This window comes from Micromonospora sp. CA-246542 (assembly GCF_050942905.1).
In the GTDB taxonomy this organism is placed as follows: domain Bacteria; phylum Actinomycetota; class Actinomycetes; order Mycobacteriales; family Micromonosporaceae; genus Micromonospora.
The window spans coordinates 1,507,594-1,524,499 of sequence record NZ_CP192040.1 but is presented as its reverse complement, the minus strand read 5'-3'; the positions used below and the strand labels follow the sequence as shown (position 1 = coordinate 1,524,499).

Genomic DNA, 16,906 nt, shown 5'->3' with positions numbered 1-16,906 from the left:
TGACGGGCCCGGCCGAGCATCGACCGGTTCGCGCTCAGCGGAGGGCGTTCTCCAGAGCGTGCCGCTCGTAGTCGAGCAGCCGCAGATCGCGCATCGGACGCCGCAGGTGCCCCTTGTGCACGATCCGGACGAACGCCGGCTCGCCGGCGGCGGCCATCCGGCGGATGCCCTCGACGTGGTCCACGATCCGCTTGCGGATGGTGCGGATCAGTCGGTGCCGGTCCCGCGGGATCAACCCGTACGCGTCGGCGAACAGACGGAGCCGGCGCGGCCGGTCCGGGTGCTTCCAGCCCAGGGTGATCGAGTCCCGGTCGGCGAAGATCGGCACCCACGTCCACGCCGCGTACGCCACGTCGTAGATCCGCGCGCCGGGCGAGGCGAGGTCGAAGTCGATCAGCCCGAGGGTGCCGTCCGGACGCCAGATCACGTTGTGCGGGGCGGCGTCGTGGTGGCAGATCACCTCGGTGTCCGGCGGCGGAGGGCCGAACGAGCGCCAGACGGCCCCGGCCGGCGGGGCGAAGCCGTACTGCGCGTCGTGGAACATCCGCAGCATGGTGGCGACGGTGACCAGCGCCTCGTCGGTCACCCAGTGCGGGGCGAGCGGGTACTCCCCGCACTCCCCCTCCAGGTACGACAGCACCTCACGGTTGCGTTCGTCCATCCCGAGCGCCCGGGGAGCGCCGGTGAAGCCGACGTACTCCAGGTGCCGGAGCAGGGCGTGCACGGACGGGGTCCACGGCCCGGCATTGCGACGGACCGTGTCGCCGACCCGGACCACGGTGCTCACGTTCCCGCCGTGCAGCGGGATCTCCTGCGAAGTCACGTACGGTCTCCCGAGGCGCTGCGAGGAATGGCCGGGATCACGCCAGCCCGCGTACGCGCGATCGTCACTGGTCACCCGAGACTACGCGTCCCGTCCAGCGGGCTCGGTGCCCAGCAGCGCGTCGACGAACTGCGCCGGGTCGAACGGCGCGAGGTCGTCCTTGCCCTCACCGAGGCCGACGAGCTTGACGGGGATGCCGAGCTTGCGCTGAACGGCGATCACGATGCCGCCCTTGGCGGTGCCGTCGAGCTTGGTCAGCACCACGCCGGTCACGTTGACCACCTCGGTGAAGACCCGGGCCTGCTCCAGACCGTTCTGGCCGGTCGTGGCGTCGAGGATGAGCAGCGTCTCGTCGATCGGGCCCTGCTTCTCCACGACGCGTTTGACCTTGCCCAGCTCGTCCATCAGGCCGACCTTGTTCTGTAGGCGACCGGCGGTGTCGATGAGCACCGTGTCCACGCCGGTGTCGATGCCCCGCTTGACGGCGTCGAAGGCCACGCTGGCCGGGTCGGCCGCCTCGGGGCCCCGCACGGTCTCCGCGCCGACCCGTTCGCCCCAGGTCTGCAACTGGTCGGCGGCGGCGGCGCGGAAGGTGTCGGCGGCGCCGAGCAGCACGGTACGGCCGTCGGCGACCAGCACCCGGGCGACCTTGCCGCACGTGGTGGTCTTGCCGGCGCCGTTGACGCCGACCACCAGCACGACCGCCGGCACGCCGTCCTTGGGGGCGGTGCGCAGCGAACGGTCCATGCTCGGGTCGAGGGCGTTGACCAGCTCGGCGGCGAGCAGCGCGCGCAGCTCACCGGCCGAGCGGGTGCCCAGCACGCGGGTCTGCTCGCGCAGCCGGTCGACGATGTCGCGGGTCGCGTCGACGCCGACGTCGGCGGTGATCAGGCTGTCCTCGATCTCCTCCCAGACGTCCTCGTCGAGGTGGTCGCGGGCGAGCAGGCCGAGCAGGCCCTTGCCGAACACGTTCTGCGAGCGCGACAGGCGGGAGCGGAGCCGGACCAGCCGCCCGGCGGTCGGCTCGGGGACCTCGACCTGCGGTTCGAGCACCGGCGGCGGCTCGACCAGGACACCGGTGGACAGATCGGACTCCGGTGCCTCGACCGGCGGACCGGCGAGATCCTCTTCGGCCCGGGTGTCGACCTCGGTGCGCGGAAGCGGAGGCTCGGGCCGCCGCCGCAGACGGGGCACGACCAGCCCGACTGTGCCGGCGATCAGCACACCGAGCAGGACCAGAGCGAGGACGAGATATTCGGCCATGCCGGAATCCTGTCAGATGCCGGCGACGGCGTCCCAGCCACCGCACCCGGCCGGTGTCCGGAAACCGGCGGTAGGCTCGCGTCATGCCCGCCGCACACCTCCTGATCGGCCCACTTCTGCGGCGAGTGGTCGACACCCGGGCGACGATCTGGGTGGAGACCGCCGCGCCCGCCGTGGTCACCGTCCGCACCGCCGACGGCGCCACCGGCACCGCGCCCACCTTCTCGGCGTACGACCACCACTACGCCCTCGTCGTGGTGGAGGGCCTCACCCCGGACAGCACCACGACGTACGAGGTGCTGGTCGACGACGAGCTGGTGTGGCCCGTGGAGAGCAGCGGCTTCCCGCCCAGCGTCATCCGTACCCGGGCGGTCGACGACCTGGACCAGCCGGTCAACCTGATCTTCGGTTCGTGTCGGGAGACCACCCAGCACGCCACCACCCGCAAGCTCCCGCCGGACGCCCTGGACGCGTATGCCCGGCGGTCGATGGCGGACCCGGAGTCGAACCCGCTGCCGGACCTGCTGGTGCTCCTCGGTGATCAGGTGTACGCCGATGTCACCTCACCGACCGTGCGCCGGCTGCTGCGCCGACGCCGTCGGCGGCCGAAGGGCGCTCCGGCCGACCAGGTGGTGAGCTTCGACGAGTACACGAAGCTCTACCTGGAGTCGTGGCGTGATCCGGAGATCCGCTGGCTGCTCTCCACCGTGCCCAGTGTGATGATCTTCGACGATCACGAGATCATCGACGACTGGAACACCTCGGCGTCGTGGCGTGCCGAGATGCGCGAGCAGCCGTGGTGGGCCGAACGGATCGGCAGCGGGCTGGCCTCGTACTGGGTCTACCAGCACCTGGGCAACCTCGCTCCGGACGAGATCGCCGCCGACCCGGTCTACGCCAAGGTCGTCGCCGCCGAGGACGCCACCGGCGTGCTGCGCGAGTTCGGGCACCGGGTCGACCAGGAGGCCGACCTGGCGCACGACACCGAGCGCTGGCGGGCCGTGCAGTACCAGTGGAGCTACGCGCTCGACCTGGGGCGTACCCGGTTGGTCATGCTCGACAACCGGTGCAGCCGGGTGCTCGAGCCGGGCAGCCGGGCGATGCTGCCGCCGGGTGAGTGGTCGTGGTTCCTGGACCAGGCCCACGGCGTCTACGACCACCTCGTGGTGGGCGCCTCGCTGCCCTGGCTGCTGCCCCAGGGCATCCACCACATCGAGGCGTGGAACGAGAAACTGGCCGACTCGCGCCGGCCGTGGGTGGCCCGGACGGCCGAGAAGCTGCGCCGGGCTCTCGACCTGGAGCACTGGGCGGCGTTCCGGCGGTCCTTCGAGGCGCTCGGTGAGACGTTCGCCCGGATCGGCACCGGCACGCCGAGGGCGTCCGGCGCGCGGGTCGGCGCCGGCCCGGCATACGCCCCACCGGCGTCGATCAGCGTGCTCTCCGGGGACGTGCACCACTCGTACGTGGCCCGGGCCCGGTTCGCCGACCCCGCGGTGGTCACGCCGGTGCACCAGCTCACCTGCTCGCCGATCCACAACCAGGTGCCGGCCGGCATCCGACCGCTGATGAAGATGGGCTGGTCGTCGGGCCCGGCGGGGGCCACCCGGGCGCTGGCCCGCTCGGCGGGCGTCCGGCGGCCGGGGGTGCGCTGGCGCAAGCTGGCCGGGCCCTACTTCGGCAACGCGGTCGCCACCCTGACCCACCAAGGCCGGCAGGCCGACGTGGTGATCGAGGGCACCACCAGTGACGGGCACCTACGCCCGGTGATGAGCCGCCGCCTCTCCGGCGACGGGTGACCGGGCCTCGCCGTACTCTCTAGGCCGTGAGCGAGCATCAGCCGGAGCCGATCCGGGCCGTCGAGCACGAGCTGACCGCGCTGCTGCGTCGCGGGCGGGCGGTCTCCTGGGAGATCGCCCGCGAGGTGCACCCGACCCTCGAACCGAACACCTACGGGCTGCTGCTCTGGTTGCGGCGCAGCGGGTCGATCCGGCTGACCGAGCTGGCGGCGCGGCTCGGCGTGGGCAAGGGGACGCTCAGCCGGCAGATCAACGGGCTGGAGGCGCTCGGCCTCGTACACCGTGAGCCCGACGCGAGTGACCGGCGGGCGGCGCAGATCAGCCTCACCGAGGAGGGGCAGCGACGGTTCGACGTCGCCCGGTCCGCCCGGTTGGGCGAATTCCTCCGCGCGCTCGACGACTGGCCGGCACGGGATGTGGAGGAGTTCGCCCGGCTCCTCGGCCGCTTCAACGATTCCTGGAGATGACCCCCCGAGGCGGGGAATGTCGCCACCCCCGGGCAAGTTGTTGCTTGAGGCAACCAATACGTACGGGCTGGAGGCACCACACGATGAGCCAGGCGACAGCGTCCCGAGCGCCCGCCGTCGACATGACCCACCGGCAGATCCTGGAGGCCCTCTCCGGACTCCTGCTGGGCATGTTCGTCGCAATCCTCTCCTCCACGGTCGTCTCGAACGCGCTGCCGCGGATCATCACGGAGCTGCACGGCGGGCAGTCCGCCTACACCTGGGTGGTCACCTCGGCGCTGCTCGCGACCACCGCGACCACCCCAATTTGGGGCAAACTGGCCGATCTGACCAGTAAGAAGACACTGGTCCAACTCGCCCTGGGCATCTACGTCCTGGGCTCGGTGCTGGCCGGCCTCGCGCAGGGCACCAGCGAGCTGATCGCGTGCCGGGTGCTCCAGGGCGTCGGCGCCGGTGGCCTCACCGCCCTGGCCCAGGTGATCCTGGCGACGATCATCGCGCCGCGCGAGCGGGGCCGCTACAGCGGCTATCTGGGCGCCGTGATGGCCGTCGGCACCATCGGCGGACCGCTGATCGGCGGCGTGATCGTCGACACCTCGTGGCTCGGCTGGCGCTGGTGCTTCTACGTCGGCGTGCCGTTCGCCATCGCCGCGCTGGTCGTGCTCCAGAAGACCCTGCACCTGCCGGTGGTCAAGCGCCGGGCGCAGATCGACTGGTGGGGCGCCACCCTGATCACGGCGGCGGTCTCGGTGCTGCTGATCTGGGTCTCCCTGGCCGGCGACCAGTTCGCCTGGGCATCCTGGCAGACCGTCGTCATGGTCCTCGGCGCCCTGCTCCTCGGCGCGCTCGCCATCCGGGTGGAGACCCGCGCCGCCGAGCCGATGATCCCGCCGCGGCTGTTCCGCAACCGGACGATCACCCTCGCCGTCGTCGCCAGCGTCGCGGTGGGCGTGGGCCTGTTCGGCGCGTCGATCTTCCTCGGACAGTACTTCCAGATCAGCCGGGGCGAGTCCCCGACGATGGCCGGCCTGATGACCCTGCCGATGATCCTCGGCCTGCTGGTCGCCTCGACCGTGGGCGGACGGATCATCACGAAGACCGGCCGCTGGAAGCGCTTCCTGGTAGCCGGTTCGGCGCTGCTCACCGTCGGCTTCGCGCTCATGGGCACCCTGCGCGCGGACACCAGCTACGCCCTGCTGAGCGTCTACATGCTGCTGGTCGGCGTCGGCCTGGGCCTCACCATGCAGAACCTCGTCCTCGCCGTGCAGAACACCGTCGGCACGCACGAGCTCGGCGCGGCCAGCTCGGTGGTGGCGTTCTTCCGCAGCCTGGGCGGCGCGATCGGCGTCTCCGCCCTCGGCGCGGTCCTCGCCCACAAGGTCAAGGACTACACGGCCGACGGACTGTCCCAGCTCGGCATCCCGGCGTCCAGCTCCGGCAGCGGCGGCACCCTGCCCGACGTGCACACCCTGCCCGGTCCGCTGCGGGCGGTGGTGGAGGCCGCGTACGGCCACGGCGCGGGTGACATCTTCCTGGCCGCCGCCCCGTTCGCGCTGATCGCGTTGATCGCCGTGCTCTTCATCAAGGAAGTGCCGCTGCGCCAGCACAACGCCGGCCCGGTTTCCGGTGAGGGCGAGCGGGAATCGACTCCTGTCGTAGGCGCCGGCGCGGTCCCCGCCGGCGAGCAGAGGTGAGGTAGAGCCATGGGCGTGGGAGCACCGGACCGCGAGGAGTACGGCCCCCGGGTCGACTCGCTTCCCTTCGAGCGCGGCACCGACGGCCCGAGGGTGATCATGGTGGGCGTCGACGGCACCCGTACCTCCGGGCGGGCCGGCTCCTACGCCGCAGGTCTGGCCCGCCGGCAGGGCGCCGCGCTCGTGGTGGTGTTCGTCAGCTCGGCGAGCGGCCTCACCTCCCTGGTGCCCGGGATGGACGCCGGCGCGGTCCAGCGCACCCACGACGAGCTGGCCGACGAGCTGCGCCGGGAGTGCCGACGCGGGGCCGAGCAGTTGGGCATTCCGGTGACGCTGCTGTGCCGACGCGGCGACGCGTACGCCGAGCTGTGCGCGGCGGCCGACGAGTTCCGGGCCGACATGGTGGTGGTGGGCGCGTCCGAGCAGGCCGGCCACCGGCTGGTCGGCTCGGTCGCCACCCGACTGGTCCGCAAGGGGCACTGGCCCGTCGTCGTGGTGCCCTGAATAACCCGTCGCGTCGTGTCACACGCCCCGGGCAGGATGCGCGCCATGACGTGGACCGCACCGGAGATCGCCCGGACCCCCGAACCGTACGTCGGCGACGAGCGCACGATGCTCGACGGCTGGCTCGACTACCACCGGCAGACACTGCTGCTCAAGTGCGCGGGTCTCACCGAGGAGCAGTTGCGCACGCCGAGCGTCGAGCCGTCCGGGCTGACCCTGCTCGGCCTTGTCCGGCACCTCGCCGAGGTGGAGGCGTGGTGGTTCCGGGAGTGCTTCGCCGGCGAGCGGGTCGACTACCCGTACTTCACGCCCGAGAACCCGGACGCCGACCACGACGTGAGCGCCGCCGACGCCGAGGCGGACTTCGCCACCTTCCACCGGGAGGTGGCACTGGCCCGCGCGGCCGCCGCCGGGCACTCCCTCGACGAGACGTTCGTCGAGGTCGGCCCGAAGAAGCGCACCTTCAACCTGCGCTGGGTGTACGTGCACATGATCGAGGAGTACGCCCGGCACAACGGCCACGCCGACCTGATCCGGGAACGCATCGACGGCGTCACCGGCGAGTGAGCGCCGCTTTAGGGCGTGTGTCAAAGCCCCTGGCCGGCCCGAGGACTTTGACACACGCCCTAGTAGTCCAGGGCCGCCCGCAGGTAGCGCAGATCGGCGTGGCCGCCCCAGCGGTGCGCCGACAGCCCGGCGGCGCGGGCGCCCCGTACGGCCCAGTCCTCGTCGTCGACGAAGAGGACCCGGGCCGGCGGGGTGGACAGCGCCTGGCAGGCGGCCTGGAAGTACTCCGGAGCGGGCTTGTGCACGCCGAGCGTGGACGAGTTGACCACCACGTCGAACTCGCCGACCAGGCCGAGCGCGGCGAGGTCGGCGTCGAGCAGGTCGGTGGCGTTGGTGCCCAGGCCGACGGGAATGCCGGCGGCGCGCACCTTCCGGACGAAGTCCAGCACCTCGGTGTCCACCTCGCCCCGGTAGCGCTGCCACTGCTCGACGGCCGCGCGGGCCCGGTCCGGCCCGCCGGCCGGCTCGGCGAGCGCGTCGGCCACGCTGCTCACCCAGTCGGCGTGACTGACCTGGCCGGTGAGCACCGGCTGGAGCCTCCCCCACTGCATGGCGATCTCGGTGAGCACCCCCTCGGAGAGGCCGTACTCCCGCTCGACGTCAGCGGCCACCGCCGGGTCCCACCGGCGCAGTACGCCGTCGAAGTCCAGCAGGAGCGCCTTCGCGCGTTCCCGAGCCACTACCCGTTCTCCTCGCCGCGGCCGGGCCGCTGGTCGTCCTCGTCGGCCCGGTTGAGCCGTTGACTGATCACCTGGGTGACCCCGCTGCGCATGGTCACCCCGTAGAGCGCGTCGGCGATCTCCATCGTCCGCTTCTGGTGCGTGATGACGATCAGCTGACTCTTCTCCCGCAACTGTGCCAGCAGCGTGATGAGCCGGCCCAGGTTCACGTCGTCCAGGGCGGCCTCCACCTCGTCCATGATGTAGAACGGGCTGGGCCGGGCGCGGAAGATCGCCACCAACATGGCCACGGCGGTCAGCGACCGCTCGCCACCGGAGAGCAGCGACAGACGCTTGATCTTCTTGCCCGGCGGCCGGGCCTCGACCTCGACGCCGGTGGTGAGCAGGTCCTCGGGGTCGGTGAGGATGAGCCGGCCCTCACCGCCCGGGAAGAGCACCGTGAACACCTGCTGGAACTCGCGCGCGGTGTCCTCGAAGGCGCTGGCGAAGACCTCCAGGATCCGCTCGTCCACGTCCTTGACGACGGTGAGCAGGTCCCGTCGGGTGGCCTTGAGATCCTCCAACTGCTCGGAGAGGAACTTGAAGCGCTCCTCCAGCGCCGCGAACTCCTCCAACGCGAGGGGGTTGACCTTGCCGAGCAGCGCGAGTTCGCGTTCCGCCTTGGCGGCCCGTTTCTCCTGCACGGGCCGCTCGTACCGCACCGGCTCGGGCACCGGCAGACCGTCGCGTTCGGCGGCGGCCACGTCGACCTGGGTCGGTGGGACGAGCTGGCTCGGGCCGTACTCGGCGACGAGGGTCTCCACGTCCAGCCCGAAGTCCTCGGCGGCCTTCGCCTCCAGTTGCTCGATCCGCAGCCGCTGCTCCGCGCGGGCCACCTCGTCGCGGTGCACCTGGCTGGTCAGACGCTCCAGCTCGGCGCCGAGGCGCTTGGCTGCTCCGCGTACCTCCTGAAGCTCCGCCTCGCGGGCGGCGCGTTCGCGCGCCACGGCGTCGCGGTGCTGCTCGGCCGTCGCGATCGAAGTGGTCAGCCGGGTGAGCGCCGCGCGGGCCCCGCCCGCGACGGCCCGGGCGATGCCCGCGCCCCGGGCGCGCGCGGCCCGTCGGGCGGCGGCGCGTTCGCGCGCGGCCCGCTCCGCGGTGGCCTGCCGGGCGAGCGAGTCGGCCCGGCCGGCGATCGAGGAGACGCGCTCCTCCGCGGTACGCACCGCGAGCCGGACCTCCATCTCGTTCTGCCGGGCCTGCGGCACCATGGCGGCGAGCTGGTCCCGCTCCTCGGTGGAGGGCTCGGCGTCGACCGGGGTCTCCTCGGCCAGCCGCAGCCGCTCCTCCAACTCGTCGAGCGTGGCGAGGTCCCGCTGCCGGGCCGCCTCGGCGCGCGCGTGGGACTCGCCGAGCCGGTCGGTCTCCGCCTTGGCGGAACGGGCGGCCGCCCCCAGCTCGGCCAGCCGGCGGGCGGCGGCGTTGCGGTGGCTCTCCGCCTCCCGCTTCTCGGCGGCGGCGTGCTGCACGGCCTCCTTCGCGGCGGTCACCTCGGCGCGCGCCTCGACGAGCTGGTCCCGCAGCTCCGCGCCGGTCCGCTCGGCGGTGAGCCGGTTGGCGCGGGCCTCCTCGACGGCAGCCTGCACCTCGATGTAGCTGGGCGCCTTGGCCGACCCGCCGGCCGCCGCGTACGCCCCGACCACGTCACCGTCCGGGGTGACGGCCCGCAGCTCGGGGTTGCCGGCGACCAGCTCGGCCGCCGCCGCGAGATCGTCGACCAGCGCCACGTCACGCAGCGCCCGGTGCACCGCCGGACGGATGTCGGGCTGGCACTCGACCAGGTCGGGAGCCCAGCGGGCGCCGTCGGGCAGCTTCGGGCGCAGCGCGTCGGCCGATCCGGTCATGCCGGGCCCGGCGGGGCTGCCGACCAGCAGGCCGGCCCGCCCGGCGTCGGAGATCTTGAGCAGCCGCATCGCCTCGACGGCCTCGTCCACCCCGTTGACGGCGACCGCGTCGGCGAGACCGCCGAGCGCGGCGGCCAGCGCGGCCTCGTGTCCGGGCGCGACGGTGAGCAGCCCGGCAAGGCTGCCGAGCAGGCCGGGAACGTCACCGGCGCGGGCGAGCAGCGCACCGGCGCCGTCCTTGCGCCGCAGGCCCAGCGCCAGGGCCTCCTCGCGGGCCTTCCAGGTGGCGGAGTCCTTCTCCGCGGCCCGCTCGGCGTCGGCCAGCGACCGGACGGCCGCCTGGGCGCGCTCCTGGACGGCGAGCGCCTCGGCGTGCCGGGCGTCCAGGTCCGCGTTGTCCCGGTCCGCCTCGGTGGACTGGGCGGCGACCGCGTCCAGGTCGGCCTGCGCCTGTTCGGCGCGTCCCAGCGCGTCGGCGTGCGCGACGGCGAGGCGTTCGATCTCCTCACCGGCGCTGGTGGTCCGGGCGCGGGCCGAGTTGACCTGGCCGGTGAGGCGGGCCAGGCCCTCGCGTCGGTCGGCGATGGCCTTGGCGGCGGCGACCAGCTCGCGTTCGGCGGCGGCGAGCTGCCGTTCCAGCTCCTGGCGGTGCTCGACCGCCTCGGCCAGCCGGATCTGGTCGTCGGTGAGCGCCGCGCGCAGCTCCTCCTCCTGCTCGCGGACGCGCTCGGCCTCGGCCTCCAACTGGTCGGGGTCGCGGCCGGGCCGTTCGTCGTCGCCGCTGGCGCTGAGGTGCCGCAGCCGCTCCCGGGCGAGCTGTTCGATGGAGCGGAACCGCTCCTGCAGCGCGGACAGCTTGTACCAGGTGTCCTGCGCGGCGGCGAGCAGCGGCGCGTCCTCGGCGAGGGCGGCCTCCAACTCGCCGAGCCGGCCCTGCACCTCGGCGTGCTCCCCCTCGATCTGCTCGCGACGCTCCCGCAGCGCGGTCTCGTCGGCGATCTCCCGGTCGAGCGTGGTCCGCAGGGTGGCCAGGTCGTCGGCGAGCAGTCGCAGGCGGGCGTCGCGCAGGTTGGCCTGGATGGCGGCCGCCCGTCGGGCCACCTCGGCCTGCCGGCCGAGCGGCTTGAGCTGACGACGCAGCTCGGCGGTGAGGTCGGTCAGGCGGTTGAGATTCACTTGCATCGCGTCGAGCTTGCGCAGCGCCTTTTCCTTGCGCTTGCGGTGCTTGAGGACGCCAGCCGCCTCCTCGATGAACGAGCGGCGGTCCTCCGGCTTGGCGTGCAGCATGCCGTCCAGGCGGCCCTGCCCGACGATGATGTGCATCTCCCGGCCGATGCCGGAGTCGGACAGCAACTCCTGGATGTCGAGAAGTCGGCAGGTGTTGCCGTTGATCTCGTACTCGCTCTCGCCCGAGCGGAACATCCGGCGGGTGATGGAGACCTCGGTGTACTCGATCGGCAGCGCGCCGTCGGTGTTGTCGATGGTGAGGGTGACCTCGGCCCGGCCCAGCGGGGCGCGGCCGGCGGTGCCGGCGAAGATGACGTCCTCCATCTTGCCGCCGCGCAACGCCTTGGCGCCCTGCTCACCGAGCACCCAGGCGATGGCGTCGACGACGTTCGACTTGCCGGAGCCGTTCGGGCCCACCACGCAGGTGATCCCGGGCTCCAGCTTCAACGTCGTGGCGGAGGCGAAGGACTTGAAGCCCTTCACCGTCAGGCTCTTGAGATACACCTTCTCGATCCTCGTCCGGTGGCCGCCGTACCGTCGCCGGCTGCGGGGACCTGGGTGAACCCGCAGACTAACCCGGTGACGGCACCCACCCGGCACGCGACCCGCCCCGGGCCGTGCCGACGGCCCGCGCTCGCCAGTGGCGGAGGAGACAACGCGCTGTCGTTACGGCGGCAACGGAAAGGCAAAGACCTTTCATGATCAGAATGCGGTTCGACACGTTCTGCGATAACTGCGGGAGCGTTTGACGCGAGGCCGGCTACAAGATCATAAATCGTCGGCCGCGAAAGGGGCCGGACAGCGTTGCGCGCCGGCACACGGGTGTCGGCGCGCATTTTTGCGGTGGTGCTGCGATTCAGTTTTCCGACCCCGAAGATCAGGTCAGCGCCGGCTCGGCGAGACGGAGCAGGTCGTCCGCTTCCGCCGCAGCCGCCGCGAGCCGATCATTGTCGGCACGCAGACGCGTGATCTCGAACTCCAGTGCCTGAACCCTGGAACGCAGTCGGGTGACCTCGTCGAGCAGACGCCGGTCGGGCGCTGCACCTACGTGGCCGTAGAGGGCCTTCGCCATGCTGACTCCTTGATATGCGCTGCCGGAAAGGCCGGCCAAGCGCGCGCCCATTAAGTACGCGGCTGTCATTCCAGGTGTATCTGGGCATGACCGGGCGCGACTGGCGACACCTATATATTGAGCCGCAAACCCCTCCTTCGTCAAGTTCTCGCAGGCCGTAGATCATCTCCACGTCGACCTGTCCACTTGTCGGGGGGGCTGCCGCAAGGCACGGACACGCTCTGTCCGGACGCCTTTACTGTACGCCCGTATTCCCGGAAGTCACCGCCTTGGCGTCCGACTTCCTCTTAACTCTTCCTTAGCCACGTTGCCGCAGGTCGCGGGCGAGTCGTAGCGTCACCCGGGCCAACAACCGACCCCGTGGAGGCAAAGGCGTGTACGGCTGGACCGACCCGATGGACGCGAACGGCGCCGCCCGGCGCGCCGAGCGGCCGACCGACGAGCCGGACTGGCTGACCGACCGCCCGGAGCCCCGCTCGGCGTACCTGTTCGGGGACGACCCCGACCAGCCCGCTGACGAGTGGCACGCCGCCGAGCCCTCCCCCCGCTGGGAACCCGCCCCCGTGGACGCGTCTACCACGAGCTGGCCGGGACAGGCGCGGAGCGAGGAACCGACCGGCCACACCCGGCCGCCAGAGGTCACGGACGGGTGGCGCGACCAGACCGACGCGTACCCCACCGGAGGCCGGAACACGGCGGCCGCCGCCGACGGCCGGACCGGCACCGGACGGCACCGCTCGCCGCGGAGCTGGCGTCGCCCGCTCATGATCGGCGGCGCGGCCGCGACGGCCACCCTCGTGGTGAGCATCGGCGTCGGCGCGCTCGCGATGCCCGGCGGCAACGGCACGGCCGACGAGCCGACCGCCGTCGACGACACCGTCGCCGCCGCTCCCGCGGTCCCCACCGAGCAGGCGACCAGCGACGCCCCGGCCCCACCGTCGGCGACCAGCTCGCCCAGTCCGGCACGGCCGAGCCCGTCCCCGAGCAAGGTCGTCAAGCCCACCCCGGCCTCGTCGCGGACCACCGCCACGTCCCGCCGCAGCGTCGATCGCAGCACCGCCCCGAGCACCGCCAGCGGCACCGTCAGCGACCAGGCCCGCGAGGTGGTGGACCTGGTCAACGCCGAGCGGGCCAAGGCCGGCTGCAAGGCGCTGAGCATCGACGACAAGTTGATGACCGCCGCGCAGCGGCACAGCCAGGACCAGGCCGACCACAACAAGATGACGCACACCGGCAGCGACGGCAGCGACACGGGCGTCCGGCTGGACCGCGTCGGCTACGCGTGGCGTACCTACGGCGAGAACGTGGCGTGGAACCAGAAGACGCCGGCCGCCGTGATGGATGCCTGGATGAACAGCTCCGGGCACCGCGCCAACATCCTGAACTGCGCGTTCACCGAGATCGGCGTCGGTATCGCCAGCAGCGACGGGCCGTACTGGACGCAGGTCTTCGCGGCGCCGCGCTGACCGCGCGTCGTCCGCGCCCCCGCGCTCGTTGACCCGGTTGGGTACGCCGGGGTAGACGGCGGCGTGCCGGTGGGGGCGGCGACGGGCCGCCCGGGACCCGGGAGCTGCCGATGCGGATCCGGCCACGGCGACGTCGCGCCGCATGCGCGCTGCGCCGGATCGTGTCGGCCGCCGTCGCGCTCGTCCTGGTGGTGCCGGCGTACGGCTGCCGGCGCGAGCTGATTCCGCCCGGCGCGCCCACCCCGTGGCCGGCCGCCCAGTCCCGCCACTGGCAGTGGCAGTGGCAACTCGACGGCCCGCTCGACGAGACGGTGGAGGCGGACGTCTTCCTGCTCGACCCGGTGGCGACCACGGCGGCGCAGACGGCCGAGCTGCGCGCACGGGACCGACGGCTGATCTGCCAGGTGGCGGTCGGCTCGGTGGGCCCGGCCGACCCGGACGCCAGCCGACTGCCCGCCGTCGTGCTCGGCGCCCCCGGTCGACGGTCCGGCAGCCGGTGGCTGGACGTCCGGGCCTGGGACGCGCTGGAGCCGGTGCTGGCCGACCGGTTCCGGCTGTGCCGGGGCAAGGGCTTCGGCGCGGTGGCGCTGGCCGACGCCGACGGGTACGCGCACCGAAGCGGTTTCCCCCTGGACTTCGACGATCAACTGCTGTTCAACCGCCGGCTGGCCCGCCTGGCCCGCTCGCTGGACCTCTCCCCCGGGCTGGTCAACGACGTGCCGCAGCTCGCGGCCCTGGCGCCGGACTTCGACTTCGTGGTCAACGAGGAGTGCGTCCGGCTCGACCAGTGCGCCAAGCTGCTGCCGTTCGCGGACGCCGGCAAACCGGTCTTCCACGTCGAGTACGTCGGCACGACCGACGAGTTCTGCGTCACCACGGTCGGCTACGGCTTCGCGTCGATCCGCAAGGACCGGGAGTTGGACGCCTGGCGGGAGCCCTGCCCGCTGCCGTGACCGCCCGGCGCCCCCGTGCACGCCGGTAAGGCACGTGCCGGGCCGCTGGTCGCGGCCCGGCACACGGTCGGCTGCTCAGGAGACGGGCACCAACTCCGGGGCGGAGGTCGGCGGATCGGTGGGAGCGGGCTCCGGACGCCGGCGCAGGAACCGCGGCGCCCACCAGTTCGCGTCCCCGAGCATGGTCATCAGAGCCGGCAGCACCACGCCCCGGATGATCGTGGCGTCCAGCAGGATCGCCGCCGCCAGACCGATGCCGAGCTGCTTCATGTCGATCGTGCTCAACGTGGCGAAGATCGAGAACACTCCGACCATCACGATCGCCGCGCTGGTCACCACCCCGGCCGACGACGTGATGCCGTACGAGACCGCGTCCCGGTTGGACATTCCGGCCCGTACCCCCTCGCGGATCCGGCTCACCACGAACACGTGGTAGTCCATCGAGAGGCCGAACAGCACCACGAACAGGAACAGCGGCAGCCAGGAGACGATCGCTCCCATCGAGGTGAAGCCGAGCAGCCCCTCGGCCCAGTCACCCTGGAAGACCAGCACCAGCAGCCCGTACGCGGCGCCGGCGGAGAGCAGGTTCAGCACGATCGAGCTGGCCGCCACCACGACCGAGCGGAAGGTGAGCGTCATGACGAGGAACGTGAGCACCAGCACGAAGCCCATCACCAGCGGCAGCTTGTCGCGGACGTGCGCCGCGTAGTCCTCGCTGTCGGCCACGCTGCCGCCCACCGCGTACTCGATGCCGGGGATGCCCCGCAGCTCGGCCGGGACCAGGTCGGCGCGCAGCTTCTCCAACGACTGCACCGACCGGTCGTCGCGGCTCGCGTACGGGGTGGCGACGTCCAGCACCGACACCCGCCGGTCGGCCGACACCTTGATCTTCGGGCCGTCCGCCTCGGTGGGGGCGAACAGCGGATCGGCGGAGGCGCGGGCGGCCAGGTCGGTGAGGGCCGCGCCGACCCGGTCGGCCTGGTCGGCCGGCGCGCGGACGGCCACCACGTGATTGGTGCCGGTGCTCGGGAAGGCGGCGGTGAGCCGGTCGTACGCCTGCATGGCCGGTGTCGTGCGCGGAAGGTCCTCCATGCCGGGGAACTTCAGCTTCATGCCGAGCGCCGGCGCGGCCAACGCGAGCAGCAGGCCGACCGAGATGACGAGCGTCGCCACCGGCGCCCGCAGCGCGGGACGCAGCACCGTCGGCCAGAGCCGGGGCGTACGCGCCTCGCCGTGCCGCCCCGTGCGCGGCGCGGTGAGGCGCCACAGCAGCGGCACCCGGGGACGGTCGACCCAGCGACCCAGCCGGGCCAGCAGAGCGGGCAGCACGGTCAGCGAACCGGTCACCGCGACGGCCACCACCAGGATCGAGCCCACCGCCAGCGATGAGAAGACGACGTCACCGGCGAGGAACAGCCCGGCCATCGCGATGATCACCGCGACCCCGGAGACCACCACGGCATGCCCGGAGGTCTCCGCGGCGATCTCCACCGCGTCCAGCCCGGAGCGGCCCTTGGCGCGTTCCTCCCGCTCCCGGCGGATGTAGAACAGCGAGTAGTCGACCCCCACCGCCATGCCGATCAGCAGGATCACCGGTGACGTGGTGTCGGTGGCCGGAACCAGGTGCGAGGCGAGCGTGGACAGACCCATCGCCGCGGCGACCGACGAGAGCGCCAGCAGCACCGGCACGCTGGCCGCGATCAACGCGCCGAACGCGATGATCAGAATGGCCAGGGTCACCGGCAGGCTCAGCAGTTCGGCCCGCTCGAAGTCCTTGCCGAGGGTGTCGTCCAGCGCCTGACCGATCGACGGCCCGCCGACCTGCTCGACGCGGAGCTGCGGGTGCGCGCTCTGCACGCCGGCGGTGGCGTCCCGCAACGGCTGCACCCGGTCGGACGCCGTCTCCGGGTCACCGGACATCGTGATCGGCAGCAACAGCGCCGACCCGTCCCGCGCGGTGACCGGTGCGCCGACTTCGGCAACCCCGGTGACCGTACGCAGCCGGGCGGCGGCATCGTCGGCCGCCGCCTTCGCCGCGGCCGGGTCCAGGGTGCCGCCCCGGGCGGTGATGAGGACGTTCTCCACGGCCGGGTCGTCGAAGGCACCGCCGTCGATGATGAGGCTCGCCCGCCCGGACTCGCCGATCGCCTGGTCACCGCTGGTGGCTTCGCTGAGGCCGGCGGCGTTGCCACCGACGAAGCACACCGCCACGAACACGATCCACATCGCGATCGCCCGCCACGGATGCTCGGCGCTCCAGCGCGCCATCCGCACCGTCACCGGTCTGCTGCCCATCAGTGCCCCCCTGTCACGTCGACCCCCTGTCAACGGTGCTGACGTTAGGGGCGTGACGAGGCGGTCACATCGGGGAACGGCCCCCGTCCGCCCCGGAGTCGTCCGACCGGGGGCGGCGGGTCCGCCGGGCGGGCATCCACCCGCGATTCGGGCGTACGCCGGGGAACTACCCGGAGCGTCCGGCCGCGACCCGCCGGCACCGACCCGGAGCCGACT

13 protein-coding genes are annotated in these 16,906 nt (G+C 72.6%); 7 read left to right on the top strand and 6 right to left on the bottom strand.

The features are described from left to right. Nucleotides 1–34: 34 nt before the first annotated feature. On the bottom strand, nucleotides 35–898 hold the full coding sequence (locus ACQP0N_RS07185; protein WP_355051563.1) for an aminoglycoside phosphotransferase family protein: 864 nt from the start codon (nucleotides 896–898) through the stop codon (nucleotides 35–37). A gap of 6 nt (nucleotides 899–904) precedes the next feature. After that, nucleotides 905–2,086 carry a signal recognition particle-docking protein FtsY gene (ftsY, locus tag ACQP0N_RS07180; RefSeq protein WP_355051562.1) on the bottom strand — a complete coding sequence of 394 codons (1,182 nt, stop codon included), beginning with the start codon at nucleotides 2,084–2,086 and terminating at the stop codon, nucleotides 905–907. Nucleotides 2,087–2,169: 83 nt separating this feature from the next. Between ftsY and ACQP0N_RS07175 the strand changes: the two genes are divergently transcribed. The 5 genes from ACQP0N_RS07175 (at nucleotide 2,170) to ACQP0N_RS07155 (ending at nucleotide 7,114) form a co-directional block, all read left to right on the top strand. Continuing rightward, the gene (locus ACQP0N_RS07175) at nucleotides 2,170–3,882 is read left to right on the top strand and encodes an alkaline phosphatase D family protein (protein ID WP_433118589.1); all 1,713 of its coding nucleotides are present in this window, start codon (nucleotides 2,170–2,172) and stop codon (nucleotides 3,880–3,882) included. Between the two features lie 26 nt (nucleotides 3,883–3,908). Continuing rightward, nucleotides 3,909–4,349, top strand: a complete 441-nt coding sequence (locus ACQP0N_RS07170; RefSeq protein WP_433118587.1) for a MarR family winged helix-turn-helix transcriptional regulator — start codon at nucleotides 3,909–3,911, stop codon at nucleotides 4,347–4,349. A gap of 83 nt (nucleotides 4,350–4,432) precedes the next feature. Then, on the top strand, nucleotides 4,433–6,043 hold the full coding sequence (locus ACQP0N_RS07165; RefSeq protein ID WP_433118585.1) for an MDR family MFS transporter: 1,611 nt from the start codon (nucleotides 4,433–4,435) through the stop codon (nucleotides 6,041–6,043). Between the two features lie 9 nt (nucleotides 6,044–6,052). Next, nucleotides 6,053–6,547: a universal stress protein gene (locus ACQP0N_RS07160; protein WP_433118583.1), complete on the top strand. Its 495-nt coding sequence runs from the start codon at nucleotides 6,053–6,055 to the stop codon at nucleotides 6,545–6,547. Between the two features lie 45 nt (nucleotides 6,548–6,592). Further along, nucleotides 6,593–7,114 (top strand): DinB family protein, encoded by a 522-nt coding sequence (locus ACQP0N_RS07155; protein WP_433118581.1) that lies wholly within the window; start codon nucleotides 6,593–6,595, stop codon nucleotides 7,112–7,114. 59 nt (nucleotides 7,115–7,173) lie between these two features. On the opposite strand, the gene ACQP0N_RS07150 is transcribed toward ACQP0N_RS07155, so the two are convergent. The 3 genes from ACQP0N_RS07150 to ACQP0N_RS07140 all read right to left on the bottom strand — a co-directional run bounded on the left by ACQP0N_RS07150 (nucleotide 7,174) and on the right by ACQP0N_RS07140 (nucleotide 11,976). Then, the gene (locus ACQP0N_RS07150; RefSeq protein ID WP_433118579.1) at nucleotides 7,174–7,794 is read right to left on the bottom strand and encodes an HAD family hydrolase; all 621 of its coding nucleotides are present in this window, start codon (nucleotides 7,792–7,794) and stop codon (nucleotides 7,174–7,176) included. Continuing rightward, entirely contained in the window at nucleotides 7,794–11,408 is a 3,615-nt protein-coding gene (gene smc / locus ACQP0N_RS07145; RefSeq protein ID WP_433118577.1) for a chromosome segregation protein SMC, read from the bottom strand. Before smc ends, ACQP0N_RS07150 begins: the two co-directional genes overlap by 1 nt. A gap of 373 nt (nucleotides 11,409–11,781) precedes the next feature. Further along, entirely contained in the window at nucleotides 11,782–11,976 is a 195-nt protein-coding gene (locus ACQP0N_RS07140) for a hypothetical protein (RefSeq protein WP_030487463.1), read from the bottom strand. A gap of 395 nt (nucleotides 11,977–12,371) precedes the next feature. Between ACQP0N_RS07140 and ACQP0N_RS07135 the strand changes: the two genes are divergently transcribed. Together ACQP0N_RS07135 and ACQP0N_RS07130 are read left to right on the top strand one after the other, a co-directional pair. Continuing rightward, the gene (locus tag ACQP0N_RS07135; protein WP_433121486.1) at nucleotides 12,372–13,442 is read left to right on the top strand and encodes a CAP domain-containing protein; all 1,071 of its coding nucleotides are present in this window, start codon (nucleotides 12,372–12,374) and stop codon (nucleotides 13,440–13,442) included. Nucleotides 13,443–13,552: 110 nt separating this feature from the next. Then, complete coding sequence (locus tag ACQP0N_RS07130) at nucleotides 13,553–14,395, top strand: endo alpha-1,4 polygalactosaminidase (protein WP_433118574.1); 843 nt, start codon at nucleotides 13,553–13,555, stop codon at nucleotides 14,393–14,395. 75 nt (nucleotides 14,396–14,470) lie between these two features. Here the strand turns inward: ACQP0N_RS07130 and ACQP0N_RS07125 are convergent, their stop codons facing one another. Continuing rightward, a complete protein-coding gene (locus tag ACQP0N_RS07125; RefSeq protein WP_433118572.1) occupies nucleotides 14,471–16,690 on the bottom strand; it encodes an MMPL family transporter in 2,220 nt (739 codons plus the stop codon). Between the last annotated feature and the right edge of the window lie 216 nt (nucleotides 16,691–16,906).